The following is a 13,812-nucleotide window of genomic DNA, read 5'->3' on the forward strand; positions in this document are numbered from 1 at the left end:
AATGACTCAGAGACCAACCAGTGCCGCAAGCCCACCGATGTCGGTGATCTGCTGATAGCCGTAGAAGGCATTGCCCGGGACTTCATGACCACGGGCGACGAAGGCCTTGTTCTTGATCTTCATGTCGTGGGCCGGCATCAGGTCGTAACGGAAGCTGGAGGACACATGCAAGATGTCTTCCGGGCCGCAGTTGAGGTTGTCGAGCATGTACTCGAACGCCGCCAGACGTGGCTTGTAGGCCTGGGCCTGTTGCGCGGTGAAGACCTTGTGGAACGGCGCGCCGAGCTTGTCGACGTTGGACATGATCTGGCTGTCGCTGGCGTTGGAGAAAATCACCAGGGGGATTTTGTCAGCGATTTTCGACAGGCCGGCCGGTACGTCCGGGTGCGGGCCCCAGGTCGGTACGGCGTCGTAATACAGCTGGCCTTCATCGCGGTACTCGATACCCCAACGCTTGCAGGTCCGGGCCAGAGCGGTCTTGAGGATTTCGTCGTAGGGCATCCAGTCACCCATGACCTGGTCCAGGCGATAGGCCGAGAAATCCTTGACGAACTGATCCATCTGCTCGGGTTTGACGCGATCGGCGAAAAGCTCGCGAGTCATCGTGCCCATGTGGAAATTGGTCAGCGTACCGTAGCAGTCGAACGTAATGAATTTGGGGCGAAGAAAGCTCATTGAGTGCGGTCCTGAAGTTCGTTGAGGTCATGGCGCGACGAGCATTTGCTTCGTTTGCGAAGCGCTGATGCAACGCTGCAGCACACCGTCATTACAACACCGTGAATTCAGCAGATGGCGTTAAAAGCAGCCTCTGCCCGATACAAACCACCGTTTTAGCCACCCCCCTCAGCAGACTTTGCGGCTCGCTCCAGCCTTGGGCAAACCCTGTATTTATGCGCTCTTATGGACCTTTATAACCCTATGCAGCCCCGCTGTGCCGCGATTGGCCGCAGAAACTGCGCCGAGCCGAATGAAAACGGGCGCTTCCCTGAGGAAGCGCCCGTTTGGCCGAGATTTTCAAGCATGACCACAAACCTGCGTAGCAGCTGTCGAGCTTGCGAGGCTGCGTTCGGCTGCGAAGCAGTCGCAAGATCTGACGCTGCGGTGTTTCAGTCAGATCGGGGATTAATTACGGTGTCTACGACTGCTTCGCAGCCGAACGCAGCCTCGCAGGCTCGTCAGCTGCTACACCTGCGAATGAGGGCTCGACAGCTGCTACAAGGGTGTTAATGGAGGATATCGATCAGCACGCTTTTGAAGCGCAAATTGGCTTCGAGCGCTTCGCGCCCCAGGTCCTTGCCGATGCCTGAACGTTTGTAGCCGCCAGTCGGCAGAAAGTAATCATTACTGCGCCCGTAACGGTTGACCGACACCGTCCCCGCTTCGAGCTTCCAGCTTGCACGCGGTTTGGCGATGTCCGGTTCGACATTCACCAGGCCATCCGAAGCCCGCACCACCTCGAGACCCGGTTGAGCACCGCTGTATTGGCCGCCGATAAAGTGAGCGCTGCGCACAGTGATCAGACGAGGATCGAAGCTAACCATGGAGCACTCCAGATAGGGTCGGCGAGTCATTGACTCAGGCTTCCATCGTAGAAAAAAAGCCCTGGCATTTGCTGCCGACCTTGCGGTGCAATTTAGTAGTAAGTGTGGTCTTGTGGCCTCTGCCTCGCGGAATCTGCCGAATGTTCGCAGGCCCCTTGTCAGGCCTGCGCGCAGATGGGATACAGGCACCATCACGCCGGAAAACCGGCTGCACGCGTACCTTGTTCAACGGAGACTCGCCATGTCCGCCCCGTATGTTTATCGCCCGATGACCGATGCCGACCTGCCCTCGGCCCATGCCTTGTCCGTGCAATTGAAGTGGCCGCATCGGCTGGATGATTGGGCGATGGTGTTGCGCCTCAGCGACGGTTTTGTGGTGCTCGATGGCGAGCGTCTGATCGGTACGGCGTTCGCCTGCCCTCAGGGGGATTTCGCCACCATCGGGCTGGTGATCGTCAGCGACGACTATCAAGGCAAGGGCATCGGTCGCAAGTTGATGGAATTGGCGCTTGAGGCGTGTAAATCACGCACGCCGATCTTGAACGCGACCCTCGCCGGTGCACCGCTTTACGTCAGCCAGGGTTTTGTCGAGTTCGGGCGGATCCAGCAACATCAGGGCCTGGTGCAAGCTCCGGATCTCAAGCCGCTGGCCGAGGGTGAAACCTGTCGTCCGCTGCGTAACGCTGATCAGGCGCGGGTGCTGGAACTGGCCAACGCCGGGACCGGGCTGGACCGGCGAACAGTAATTACCGATCTGTTCGATGTCATCGAGTCTGCGGTCGGCATCGAGCGCGACGGCCAGCTGCGTGCCTTTGCGATGTTGCGCCCTTATGGGCGTGGTCGCGGTGTTGGCCCGGTGGTCGCCGAAAACCTTGAACAAGCCCAACACCTGATCGCGGTGCTGCTTGCGCAAGTGCCAGAAACCTTCGTGCGCATCGACATTCCGGCGGACTGCGGCTTGAGCGACTGGCTAGAAACGGTCGGGCTCAAAAACATCGACACCGTGGCGCAAATGGCCCGTGGCACACCACCGCACACCGCCAACGGCATCACCCAGTTTGCCCTGGTTACCCAAGCCATCGGCTGATGGCCGAACCCACACCTTTATTTGTCTGGAGCATCACCCGCATGTCCCAACCTACTGTTCTGCTGTTGGCGCGCGCCGACGGCAGCCGCATTGTCACGCCTTTCAAAACACTGGCCTTGAGTGCCGCCGACCCGTTTATGGACACTCGCCAGGTGGCTTGGTCCGGCGCTGATGGCGTATCGGCTGGCATCGTCGAAACCGGCGATGTGTTTGATATCGAGGACTTCCCGCACACTGAAGTACTGGTGGTCCACGCAGGCCATGTGGTGCTGAAAACCCTGGAGCAGACGCTGGAACTGGGTATCGGCAGCAGCGCCGTGATCGGTCGCGGCACGGCGCTGCGGATCGACGCGCATCCCGGCACCCAGTGGGCGTTTTGTGCCTTGGCCACCGAAGCGCCGACACCCGGCCTGACCTTGCTTGACCCGCTGGCGATGCTCTCGCCCTCCGCAGCACCGGAACCGCAAATACTGATCGGCCCGACGCCACAGTGCCGGTCGCGTAACGCCTTCGAAGACGCGGTAACCGATCTGCGCGTCGGCGTCTGGGACTCGACGCCTTACGAACGCCACGGCCGAGCGCACAAGCTCAATGAGCTGATGCACTTGATCGAAGGCAGCGTGACCTTGCTCGCACCCGATGGATCAAGCGTGACAGTCAACACCGGCGACAGCGTGTTCGTGCCACAAGGTGCGCCGTGCGCGTGGAAAAGCACGCGGTATGTGCGCAAGGTGTATGCGGTCAAGTAGTCGAATCGCAGCGACTTTTCGGCAATACTCGGCGCACCTTTCATAGGATTTGAAGTGAGCGCCGAGCATATGAACGATAAAAAACACGCCCTGCTCCTCTGCGGATTACTCGCCCTGCCCTTGGGCGCGCACGCACAGGAAACGCCTTCGCACCTGGACAGCGTCATCCAGCAAGGTGTGCTGACGGTCTGTACCACCGGTGACTACAAGCCCTACACCTACAAAAATGAAAACGGCGAGTACGAAGGCATCGACATCGCGATGGCCCGCTCACTCGCCGACAGCCTGGGCGTCAAGGTGAAATGGGAGCAAACCACCTGGAAAACCCTGATGCCCGACTTGCTCGCCGGCAAATGCGACATCGGCATGGGCGGGATTTCGGTGACGCTGGAGCGGCAGAAAAAAGCCTTCTTCAGCAGCACCCTCGACGTCGATGGCAAGGTGCCGTTGGTGCGTTGCGAAGACCAGTCGCGCTACCAGACCATCGAGCAGATCAACCAACCCTCGGTGCGGCTGATTGAACCGGCGGGCGGCACCAATGAAGCGTTTGTGCATGCGTTCCTGCCCAAGGCGCAGTTGATGCTGCACGACAATGTGACGCTGTTCCAGGCGTTGCTCGACAAGAAAGCTGACGTGATGATCACCGATGCGTCCGAGGCGCTGTACCAGCAGAAGCTCAAGCCTGGGCTGTGTGCGGTGAATCCGGGTCAGTATTTCCAGTACGGCGAGAAGGCGTATCTGCTGCCGCGCGATGACGTGACCTGGAAGCAGTATGTTGATCAGTGGCTGCATTTGAGCAAGGTCACCGGGAATTATCAGAAAGTGGTTGGTGAATGGTTGGCGGTGCCTGGGCAATGAGGCTGATGGGCTTTTGTGGCGAGGGAGCTTGCTCCCGCTGGGTTGCGAAGCAGCCCTGAAAGAAGGGGACTGCTGCGCAGTCCAACGGGGGCAAGCCCCCTCGCCACAAGCAAGCTCCCTCGCCACAGGATCAGTGTCTGCTCAGGCTAACTGGGGCTTACCAAAGCCCCACGGTGTAACTGACGATCAGCCTATTCTCATCCAGATCATTGCCAAAATTCGAACGCACGGAAGCGTTACGCCATTTAAACCCCAGCCCTTTCAACGTGCCGTCCTGCACCACATAGGCGATGTCGGTGTTGCGCTCCCATTCCTTGCCCTCCCCCGGTGCACTGCGTTGCACGTTGTCGCCGGAGATGTAGCGGTTCATGAAGGTCAATCCCGGCACGCCGAGTGCGGCAAAGTTGTAGTCGTAGCGGGCTTGCCAGGAGTGTTCGTCGATGTTGGCGAAGTCGCCGATCTGCACGAAGTTGACCAGATACGGATCGCTACGGCCGATGTATGGAAACGGATCGTCGCCGCTCATGCGCTGGTAGCCCAGGCCCAGCGCATGGCCGCCGAGGCTGTAAGTGAACAGTGCTCCAAAGGCCTGGTTATCGATCTTGCGAAAGTTGCCGTCTTCAGCGCTCCGGGCATAGCGCACGTCGCTTTTCAATGACTGGCCGGCGCCCAGATCCAGCGCGTGAACGAATCCGAGGTAGTTCTGCTGGTAGATGTTTTCCAGTTTGCCGTAGCGGTATTGCGCCGTGAGGTTGGGCAGGAACTGGTAGTCCGCCCCGGCGAACTGGAACTTGTCGCTGCTGCCGCCGATGCGATTGGCGGTAATGTCCTGATAGTCGGTGGAGTCGACAAAGTTGATCTGGGTGAATTGCCCGGCGGTCAGCTTCAAACGGTCGATTTCCTGAACGCTGAGTAATCCACCCTTGAACGTGCCCGGCAACAGACGCGTGTCGTTGGAACTGACCACCGGGTCCTTGATCTGCAATGTTCCCAGTTTCAACGTGCTGTTGGACAAACGCACTTTGGCGGTCAGGCCCAGTTCGCCATATTGATCCTGCGAACCGCCGGACAAATCCGGCGGCAACAGGTTGGTGCCTGCCGTGCCGCCACCGGAGTCCAGTTTGAAACCGGCCATGCCCAGGGCGTCCAGGCCAAAACCCAAGGTGCCGGCGGTGTAGCCGGACTCCATCCGAAGCAGAAAACCCTGGGCCCACTCCTCGGCTTTGTCCCGGGAACCGTCCTGGCGAAAATCGCGGTTGAAGTAGAAGTTACGGGCTTCGAGGCTGCCTTTGCTGTCAGCAATAAAATCCGCCTGGGCGCTGGGCGCACCGATCAGGCTCAAGCCGAGCAAGGTGCCGACCGGGGTGTACAGCCGCTGGGTGGAATTGAAATGGCGCATGCCGTGCTCCTTTTGCAGACACGAGCGGGCCCTCTCGGGGGCGTGGCGGTCGCGTCCGATCTTGTTTTTATAAAGTGGTCATGGGGGAGCTGACGCAATGAGCGGCGTCGGGAGCGGATTCTTTGCGTCAGGGCGCGGCGGCGTCAAACGGGAAAAAAGCGAGGTCAGGCATAAGAAAATTTGATGCGCCCGAAGGCCGACTCTGGAGTAACAATTGCAACCAGTCTCTGCATAAGAACCACAAACACCAAGAGAACCGCCATGAACCTCAAATTCCTCGAAACCTTCGTCTGGGTCGCTCGCCTGCAAAGTTTCAGCCTGACCGCCGAGAAAATGTTCAGCACCCAGGCTGCGATCTCCAGCCGCATCGCTGCGCTGGAAGACGAGTTGGGCTTGCGCCTGTTCGTGCGGGACTCGCGCGGGGTGTCGCTGACGCCCGAAGGGCTCAAAGTGCTCGACTATGCCGAGCAGATGCTTGAGGTTCAGCGTGCGTTGAAGCACTCGCTGGACAACACCAGCCCGCAACAGGGCCTGGTGCGCATCGGCGTGATGGACACGGTGATCCACACCTGGCTCAGCCCGTTGATGTCGACCCTGATGCAGACCTTTCCCGCCGTGGAAATCGAAATCACCGCCGACGCCGCGCGCAATCTCTGCGAACAACTGCAAAAGGGTTATCTGGATATCGTGTTCCAGACCGACCTGATCCGCCACGAAAGCGTGCGCAACCTCGAACTGGCGCACTACCCCATGCACTGGATCGCTGCCAGCAACTCGATTTATGCCCGGCCCTACGCGTCGCTGATCGAAATGGCCAGCGAGCGCATTATCACGTTCGTCAAACACTCGCGGCCGCATCAGGACGTGCTCAACCTGCTGCACGCCCATGGCATCAGCGCGCCGCGGGTCAGTTGCGTGAATTCGGTGTCGGCCATGACCCGGCTGATTCGCGACGGTTTCGGAATTGGCGCGTTGCCGGCGGCGTTGGTGGCCAAGCCCCTGGCCAGCGGCGAATTGATTCAGCTGGAGCCCGGCACCGGCCTGCCGCAACTGGATGTCGTGGCTTCGTGGCGCGCCGGTGTCGGCCTGGAGCTGATCGAAAGCATTGTCGACATGAGCCGCCAGGTCGTCGGCCAATACGCCATTGATGTCGGCCCGCAACGCATGGTCGCGGCACCGGGTCTGAACAGTCGGCAACCCCTCGAATAACTTTTAGTTGTCTGGGGGCAACAACATTCCTTGTTGGACGGCATCGCCACGGTTTTCTAAAAAGTACCCACGAACCTGTGGAGCTACCGTGATGAATCAACCCGCCCTGTCCTTCGAACAATTACAACAGCGCGCCCCGCTGGCCCTGCGCCAAAGCATCGCCGCCGGACACTATCAGGGCCACACCAGCGGCCTCGGCCAAGGCCGGGTGCAAGCCAATATCGTGATTCTGCCCAGCGACTGGGCGAATGAATTCCTGCGCTACTGCACCTTGAATCGCCAGGCCTGCCCGCTGCTGGACGTGACCGAACCCGGGGATCCGTTCTTCCGCAATCTAGGCACCGCCATCGACATTCGCCACGACGTGCCGCGCTACCGGGTCTATCGCCACGGCGAGTTGTGCGAGGAGCCGCTGGACATCGAGTCCCTGTGGCAAGACGACCTCGTGGCTTTCGCCATCGGCTGTTCGTTTTCCTTCGAACAACCGCTGCTGGACGCCGGCATCGCCCTCAAGCACATCGATCTGGGGCGCAATGTCGCCATGTACCAGACCAACATCGACACCCGCCCCACTGCGCGCCTGGGCGGCAAACTGGTGGTGAGCATGCGCCCGATGAAAGCCGCCGCCGCGATCCAGGCGATCCAGATCACCGCGCGCATGCCCAACGTTCATGGCGCTCCGGTGCATATTGGCGATCCGTCGCTAATCGGCATCCGCTCGCTGGACGCGCCGGATTACGGCGATGCGGTGCCGATCGCAGCCGATGAAATCCCGGTGTTCTGGGCCTGTGGCGTGACGCCGCAATCGGTGGTGCAGGCCTCGCGTCCACCGCTGTGCATCACCCATGCGCCGGGCTGCATGCTGGTGACGGATCTGTGGAACAGCACGATGTAATTTTTCAGCCAGCCTGCAAGCGCTGCCGATACTCGCTCGGGGTCTCGTGCATTTCATGCCGGAAGTGTCGGTTGAAATTCGACAGGTTGGCGTAGCCGACTTCGAAGCAGATGTTTGCCACGCTCAGGCTGCTTTGCGCCAGTAAACGGCAGGCCCGCTGCACTCGCAGCTTGCGGGTCAGGTCGACGAAGGTGTGGCCGGTGGCGCGTTTGAAGAACTTGGAGAACGCCGGCTCGCTCATCTCCAGGCGTTGGGCGATGACGGACAGGCGCAGTTCCTCGGCGAGGTCGTTGAGGATGTAGTCGAAGACGATGCTCATGCGCTGGGCCGTCAAGGCGTCGAGCATCGGTGCGTATTGCAGGCTGGCGAGGGTTTTTCTTTGGCTTTCCGGCGCCGAGGCCAGCAGTTGCAGCAGCGACAGGAACAGGCACAACCGCTCGAAACCCTGGCTCTGGCCGATCTGTTCCAGCAACTCGGCGGCTTTCTTGCGCGTCGTACCGATGAACTCGATGCCTTGGGCGGCTTGTCGAAACAGGCTTTGCAGCTCATTGAGTTCGGGCACCAGGTTGCGCAGTTGCATCAGCGCCTGGCCGTCGAACTGCAACACCACGTCCCGGCCGGCAATCACCTCGCCTTTGCCCAGATCGCTGATCCAGTCGTGCGGCAGGCCGGGGCCGATCAGCGCCACGTGGCCAGCCTCGAACAGGCCGATGTAATCCCCCGCCAATAGCCGACCGCTGCCCTCGCGGATCAGGTGGATTTCGAATTCGGGATGATGATTCCAGCGCGCCAGGTCGAAGGGATAGTCATGCTGATACCAACGAAAACTGTGTTGTGGCTCGTTGAGGATGACTTCGAGCGCGGGCTGCTTTTCCGCGGTGGCGTAATGGCTCATCACTGTCGAGTCCTTATTATTTTTGTAGGTCAAGCAAGATTCACACTAAGGCGTAGGGGTTGCCTAGCGCAATGTCGGGCGACGACTGATACTTTTTTGCCGGGCGCGGGGCCGGTTAAAAAAGTATCAGTGCGGCGTATGCCATTCATTTGTGAGGCCCTTGGGCAACTGTTGTAATCGATTCGCCATCCCGGATTACAACAATAAAAGTTTCTGCTGCCCAGGCCGCAGAGCGGAGAACACGATGAAGCTATTGCCCAACGCACTTTTTCTGTCCGCCGGTATTTCCTTCGCCCTGCTCGGCCACGCGGCCGACACCGTGACCATCGCCACGGTGAACAACAGCGACATGATCCGCATGCAAAAGCTCTCGAAAACCTTCGAAGCTGCGCACCCAGACATCAAGCTCAATTGGGTGGTGCTGGAAGAGAATGTCCTGCGCCAGCGCCTGACCACCGACATCGCCACGCAAGGTGGCCAGTTCGACGTGCTGACCATCGGCACCTACGAAACGCCATTGTGGGCGGCCAAACGCTGGCTGGAACCGATGAAGGATTTGCCCGCCGACTATGACGTCGCGGACATCTTTCCTTCGGTTCGCCAGGGACTTTCAATCAAAGACACGCTCTACGCCCTGCCGTTCTATGGCGAAAGCACCGTCACTTATTACCGAACCGACCTGTTCAAGGACGCCGGGCTGAGCATGCCCGAGCACCCGACCTGGACCCAGCTCGGCGAGTTCGCCGGCAAGCTGCACCACCCGGACAAAGAGCTATACGGTATGTGCCTGCGGGGCAAGGCCGGTTGGGGAGAAAACATCGCGTTGCTGTCGACCATGGCCAACGCCTTTGGCGCGCGCTGGTTCGACGAGAAATGGCAGCCACAGCTTACCGGTCCGGAATGGACCGCCGCCGCCAACTTCTACGTCGATACGCTGAAGCGCTACGGCCCGCCCGGCGTGTCGAGCAACGGTTTCAACGAAACCCTGGCCCTGTTCAACAGCGGCAAGTGCGCGATCTGGGTCGATGCCAGCGTCGCCGGTTCCTTCATCACCGACAAGACCCAGAGCAATGTCGCCGACAAGGTCGGCTTCGTTGCGGCGCCGACGCAGGTCACGGACAAGGGCTCGTCGTGGCTCTACGCCTGGTCGCTGGCGATTCCGACCAGCTCCCAGCACAAAGACGCAGCCAAAGCCTTTGTGACCTGGGCCACGTCCAAGGAATACATCCAGCTCGTCGCGCAAAAGGACGGCATCACCAACGTGCCGCCGGGCACGCGGATGTCCACCTACAGCGACGCCTACTTGCAGGCCGCGCCGTTTGCCAAGGTCACCTTGCAGATGATGCAGAACGCCGACCCGGCGCACCCGTCCATGCAGCCGGTGCCCTACGTGGGTATCCAGTACGTGACCATTCCCGAGTTCCAGGCCATCGGCACATCGGTCGGCAAACAGCTGTCCGCCGCCCTCACCGGGCAGATGTCGGTCGAACAGGCCCTGGCCAGTGCGCAACAGTCCACCGAACGCGAAATGAAGCGCGCGGGCTATCCCAAATAACCACGGCCCTACCCCCTGTGGGAGTGAGCCTGCTCGCGAAGAGTCCCTGTCAGTCAGCATTGATGTGAATGACACACCGCCTTCGCGAGCAGGCTCGCTCCCACACTGGATCCGCATACCTGCCTATCACTCCAACAACCGGAGAAGAACATGAAACGCCTGGAAGGAAAAAGCACCCTCATCACCGGCTCAGCCCGAGGTATCGGCCGGGTATTTGCCCACGCCTATATCAACGAAGGCGCGACCGTCGCGATCGCCGACATCAACCTGCAACAGGCACAAGCCACGGCGGCCGAGTTGGGGCCGAATGCCTATGCGGTGGAGATGGACGTGACTAACCAATCCTCAATCGACGGCGCACTCGCAGCCGTTGTCGCGAAAACCGGCAAGCTCGATATCCTGATCAACAACGCGGCGTTGTTTGACCTAGCGCCAATCACCGACATTTCCCGAGAGAGCTACGACCGACTGTTCTCGATCAACGTGGCCGGCACGCTGTTTACCTTGCAGGCCGCCGCCCGGCAGATGATCAGCCAGGGCCATGGCGGCAAGATCATCAACATGGCCAGCCAGGCCGGGCGCCGGGGCGAAGCGTTGGTGGCGGTGTATTGCGCAACCAAGGCTGCGGTGATCAGCCTCACGCAATCGGCGGGTCTGAACCTCATCAAGCACGGCATCAATGTGAACGCCATCGCTCCGGGTGTGGTGGACGGTGAGCACTGGGACGGTGTTGATGCGTTGTTCGCCAAGTATGAAAACCGCCCGCTCGGGGAAAAGAAAAAACTGGTGGGCGAAGAAGTGCCGTTCGGACGTATGGCGACTGCACAAGACCTGGTCGGCATGGCGATCTTCCTGGCATCGACAGAAAGCGACTACATCGTGGCCCAGACGTACAACGTGGATGGCGGTAATTGGTTGAGTTGACCCTTAATCCGGGACAAAAAAAACGCCACTCATTGAGTGGCGTTTGCGTGTCCACCGGCCTGGAAAGTAACCGCAAGGCCGATCCGGCTGGTATTGTGCAGCGCTGTGAAAATACGCCGTATGACTGAGGGGAATTTGACGTTGAGTACTGAAGAAAAAATGACCGGGGATTTGTTCGCAGTCGATGATAAGCGCCTGGGGCTCAAGCCCGTCGTGGACTTCAACAGCTATCTGCGCGTGGCGTTCGGCGACGGCAAGTGCACCTGCATTCGGTGTGTCGAAAGCCAGGGCGACGAGACCGGTTATGAGTACCAGCACACCTTCAATCTGGAAGGCCAGGTGGTGCACCGCCGCTTCGCGTCCACCGCCGGTAGCGATGTGCTGATGGTACTGAAGAAGGCCTGGCTGTCGTATACCAAAGCGGAGCTGGAGATGTACGGGAACCTGGTATTGGCGACCGTCAAGGAGTTTGCCGAACCTCAATTGCACAAGCGCTTGCAACCGCTGTTTTTGGCCAGTGGTTTGGTCAAGGATGTTGATGGGAATCTGCAACTGCAGCAACAACTGGCTGCCTGATTATCATTGACTAACCTGCAAAAAAGCTCACCCGCCGAGCACGAATACCCACCGAATTTGAGGCTGTAGGGTTCCCCTGCAACATGGAACTTTCCACAGGGGGTCCTTGATTGCCCTCAGGATGGGATATCAGGCACTAGAAAGCCCCGACACCTTTTTCAGGTTTCGGGGCTTTTCGCTGTTGATGCAAGCAGTTTCCCCACGTACGACTAGAATCTGCACAACATTGGCATTTGCATGATGTGGGTATCACCGTTTTCAGGGAGTTGAAAAACATTATGCAAATCAGCAGCCGTTACACATGGACTGGCTTGACGGCCATAACGCTGATTATTTTTGCGGCGCTGATCTTCCTGCTGATCAAATCGTATTCCTATGAAACGTCCACTTATTTCGAATCCCGGGACTTTGTTCGTCAACTGAAACAGCTGGATGCCAATTGGGCGGTGAAAATCCTCAGGGCTAAAATCGGTATCAACAGCAGTTTGCAGTTGGGAGCGCCGGCCGAATCAGGTAACCGCTGGGACCAATTGGACAAACTGAACAATTCCGGCCCGCTGGCCACGTTATGGAATGATCGACGTCAGGGTTATTTGGATGCCGTACATAACAAGACGCTATTGGTTGATCAGTTCAAGCAACACAACACCGCACTACGCACCGCCCTGGATGCCCTGCCTGAGGTAGAAGACTCGATTCAGGATTTATTGAAAGAAATCACTGATAAACAACAGGTGGAATACCTGTCCAACTCCTGGAATATTCTGAATCTGACGCTGACTACCCTCGAATACGCGTTATATGCCTCCAACGACAACGCAAAGGCCATCGATAACCAACTGAGCGTTATCAACCAGTACATGAGCCAACTCCCTGCCGAGCGCCGAGCCCCCTTCGACGCCTATGTCACCCATGTGAGTACCATCGTTCGGGAACAACCCATTGTTAACGACCTGCTCGACCGGATTAATGTGATTCCCGTCGCACAGCAACTGGACAGCATCAATGAGCTGTTGAACGAAACCCAACGGCGAACGGAAGCACAGGACCGCCAATACCATATTTACCTGGCCATCTGCGCCAGCCTCATGGCGATCCTGTTGGTGTACCTGGCCGGACGTTTGATTCGCAGTTACACGGTGATCAACAACATCAACGAAGAGCTGCAAACCGCCAACGAGCGCCTTGAACAACGCGTCGAAGAACGCACACGGGAATTGATCGAGGCCGAACGCGAACTGGTGGATGCCGCGCGAATGGCCGGCATGGCGGAAATCGCCACCAATGTGTTGCACAACGTCGGCAATGTGTTGAACAGCGTTAACGTCTCCGCCGATGTGATTGCCCATCGCTTGTCGACCAGTAAAACCCTGGGTCTGGGCAAAGCGGTAAACATGATGAATGCGCATGCCGAGGACTTGGGGCAATTCATCACCCACGATGAGAAAGGTAAGTTGTTGCCCTTGTACTTCAATCAACTGGTGGATTCGATCGCGGTCGAGCAGTCCGGCATCGTCGATGAATTGTCGCAACTGACCAAGAGTATCGACCACATCAAGGACATCGTTTCCACCCAGCAGGCCTACGCAGGCGCTGCGCGTGTGGTCGAGCCCTTGAACGTGATCAATCTGTTTGAAGATGCGTTGCGGATGAATTCCGGCGCCTTGAGCCGGCACCATGTCACGGTGGTCAAGGACTACCACGAGGTCCCGACCATCATTGGCGACAAGCACCGGTTGCTGTTGATCCTGATCAACCTGATCAGCAACGCCAAATATGCGATGTCCAAGGTCACCGAGCAGCAACGGGAAATGACCCTGAGTGTCTGCGTCATCGACCGTAAAACGCTGCGCTTCAGCGTCAAGGACCAGGGCGAAGGCATTCTCGCCGAGAACCTGTCGCGCATCTTCAATCACGGTTTCACCACGCGCAAAGAAGGCCATGGTTTTGGCCTGCACAGTTGCGCACTCGCCGCCGTGGAAATGAACGGGCACCTTAACGTCTACAGCGATGGCCCTGAACTGGGCGCGGTGTTCACCCTGGAAATCCCCCTTGAACTGGCGGAAAGCCCCGTCAGTGAACCGCCGGTGACCGCCGACGGCACACTCTAGCCAGGGCTCCGCT

At 58.9% G+C, this 13,812-nt stretch carries 12 protein-coding genes and 1 pseudogene; 9 read left to right on the plus strand and 4 right to left on the minus strand.

Annotated features, from left to right (window positions below):
* Positions 1-6: 6 nt before the first annotated feature.
* Positions 7-675 (minus strand): haloacid dehalogenase type II, encoded by a 669-nt coding sequence (locus ACIOYV_RS06190; protein ID WP_401321835.1) that lies wholly within the window; start codon positions 673-675, stop codon positions 7-9.
* A gap of 548 nt (positions 676-1,223) precedes the next feature.
* Positions 1,224-1,388: pseudogene (locus ACIOYV_RS06195) on the minus strand (aldehyde dehydrogenase family protein); the annotation flags it as partial.
* Positions 1,389-1,782: 394 nt separating this feature from the next.
* On the opposite strand from ACIOYV_RS06195, the gene ACIOYV_RS06200 reads away from it, so the two are divergent.
* The 3 genes from ACIOYV_RS06200 (at position 1,783) to ACIOYV_RS06210 (ending at position 4,235) form a co-directional block, all read left to right on the plus strand.
* On the plus strand, positions 1,783-2,628 hold the full coding sequence (locus ACIOYV_RS06200; RefSeq protein ID WP_401321838.1) for a GNAT family N-acetyltransferase: 846 nt from the start codon (positions 1,783-1,785) through the stop codon (positions 2,626-2,628).
* A gap of 41 nt (positions 2,629-2,669) precedes the next feature.
* Positions 2,670-3,377, plus strand: coding sequence for a cupin domain-containing protein (locus ACIOYV_RS06205; protein ID WP_401321841.1), 708 nt, complete (start codon positions 2,670-2,672; stop codon positions 3,375-3,377).
* Positions 3,378-3,446: 69 nt separating this feature from the next.
* On the plus strand, positions 3,447-4,235 hold the full coding sequence (locus ACIOYV_RS06210) for a transporter substrate-binding domain-containing protein (RefSeq protein ID WP_401321844.1): 789 nt from the start codon (positions 3,447-3,449) through the stop codon (positions 4,233-4,235).
* Between the two features lie 157 nt (positions 4,236-4,392).
* Here the strand turns inward: ACIOYV_RS06210 and ACIOYV_RS06215 are convergent, their stop codons facing one another.
* Positions 4,393-5,634, minus strand: a complete 1,242-nt coding sequence (locus ACIOYV_RS06215) for an OprD family porin (protein WP_401321846.1) — start codon at positions 5,632-5,634, stop codon at positions 4,393-4,395.
* A gap of 261 nt (positions 5,635-5,895) precedes the next feature.
* On the opposite strand from ACIOYV_RS06215, the gene ACIOYV_RS06220 reads away from it, so the two are divergent.
* A complete protein-coding gene (locus ACIOYV_RS06220) occupies positions 5,896-6,843 on the plus strand; it encodes a LysR family transcriptional regulator (RefSeq protein WP_163910365.1) in 948 nt (315 codons plus the stop codon).
* 91 nt (positions 6,844-6,934) lie between these two features.
* Complete coding sequence (locus ACIOYV_RS06225; RefSeq protein WP_265038741.1) at positions 6,935-7,738, plus strand: putative hydro-lyase; 804 nt, start codon at positions 6,935-6,937, stop codon at positions 7,736-7,738.
* Between the two features lie 4 nt (positions 7,739-7,742).
* Here ACIOYV_RS06225 and ACIOYV_RS06230 read toward each other — a convergent pair whose 3' ends face one another.
* The gene (locus ACIOYV_RS06230) at positions 7,743-8,633 is read right to left on the minus strand and encodes a helix-turn-helix domain-containing protein (protein ID WP_401321849.1); all 891 of its coding nucleotides are present in this window, start codon (positions 8,631-8,633) and stop codon (positions 7,743-7,745) included.
* Between the two features lie 244 nt (positions 8,634-8,877).
* Between ACIOYV_RS06230 and ACIOYV_RS06235 the strand changes: the two genes are divergently transcribed.
* The 4 genes from ACIOYV_RS06235 (at position 8,878) to ACIOYV_RS06250 (ending at position 13,799) form a co-directional block, all read left to right on the plus strand.
* On the plus strand, positions 8,878-10,188 hold the full coding sequence (locus ACIOYV_RS06235) for an ABC transporter substrate-binding protein (protein WP_401321852.1): 1,311 nt from the start codon (positions 8,878-8,880) through the stop codon (positions 10,186-10,188).
* A 150-nt stretch (positions 10,189-10,338) separates the two neighbouring features.
* Entirely contained in the window at positions 10,339-11,112 is a 774-nt protein-coding gene (locus ACIOYV_RS06240) for an L-iditol 2-dehydrogenase (RefSeq protein WP_401321854.1), read from the plus strand.
* Between the two features lie 141 nt (positions 11,113-11,253).
* Complete coding sequence (locus ACIOYV_RS06245) at positions 11,254-11,688, plus strand: hypothetical protein (protein ID WP_401321857.1); 435 nt, start codon at positions 11,254-11,256, stop codon at positions 11,686-11,688.
* Between the two features lie 278 nt (positions 11,689-11,966).
* Entirely contained in the window at positions 11,967-13,799 is a 1,833-nt protein-coding gene (locus tag ACIOYV_RS06250; RefSeq protein ID WP_401321860.1) for a DAHL domain-containing protein, read from the plus strand.
* The last annotated feature ends 13 nt before the right edge of the window (positions 13,800-13,812 follow it).

This window comes from Pseudomonas sp. NPDC087342, assembly GCF_044744265.1.
Lineage (GTDB): Bacteria > Pseudomonadota > Gammaproteobacteria > Pseudomonadales > Pseudomonadaceae > Aquipseudomonas > Aquipseudomonas nunensis.

Excerpts from the sequence above, each read along its gene's own strand:
- ACIOYV_RS06205 (WP_401321841.1), top strand. The coding sequence starts at position 2,670 with ATGTCCCAACCTACTGTTCTGCTGTTGGCGCGCGCCGACGGCAGCCGC.
- ACIOYV_RS06240 (WP_401321854.1), top strand. The coding sequence starts at position 10,339 with ATGAAACGCCTGGAAGGAAAAAGCACCCTCATCACCGGCTCAGCCCGA.
- ACIOYV_RS06250 (WP_401321860.1), top strand. The coding sequence starts at position 11,967 with ATGCAAATCAGCAGCCGTTACACATGGACTGGCTTGACGGCCATAACG.
- ACIOYV_RS06220 (WP_163910365.1), top strand. The coding sequence starts at position 5,896 with ATGAACCTCAAATTCCTCGAAACCTTCGTCTGGGTCGCTCGCCTGCAA.
- ACIOYV_RS06225 (WP_265038741.1), top strand. The coding sequence starts at position 6,935 with ATGAATCAACCCGCCCTGTCCTTCGAACAATTACAACAGCGCGCCCCG.
- ACIOYV_RS06215 (WP_401321846.1), bottom strand. The coding sequence starts at position 5,634 with ATGCGCCATTTCAATTCCACCCAGCGGCTGTACACCCCGGTCGGCACC.
- ACIOYV_RS06210 (WP_401321844.1), top strand. The coding sequence starts at position 3,447 with ATGAACGATAAAAAACACGCCCTGCTCCTCTGCGGATTACTCGCCCTG.
- ACIOYV_RS06200 (WP_401321838.1), top strand. The coding sequence starts at position 1,783 with ATGTCCGCCCCGTATGTTTATCGCCCGATGACCGATGCCGACCTGCCC.
- ACIOYV_RS06190 (WP_401321835.1), bottom strand. The coding sequence starts at position 675 with ATGAGCTTTCTTCGCCCCAAATTCATTACGTTCGACTGCTACGGTACG.
- ACIOYV_RS06230 (WP_401321849.1), bottom strand. The coding sequence starts at position 8,633 with ATGAGCCATTACGCCACCGCGGAAAAGCAGCCCGCGCTCGAAGTCATC.
- ACIOYV_RS06235 (WP_401321852.1), top strand. The coding sequence starts at position 8,878 with ATGAAGCTATTGCCCAACGCACTTTTTCTGTCCGCCGGTATTTCCTTC.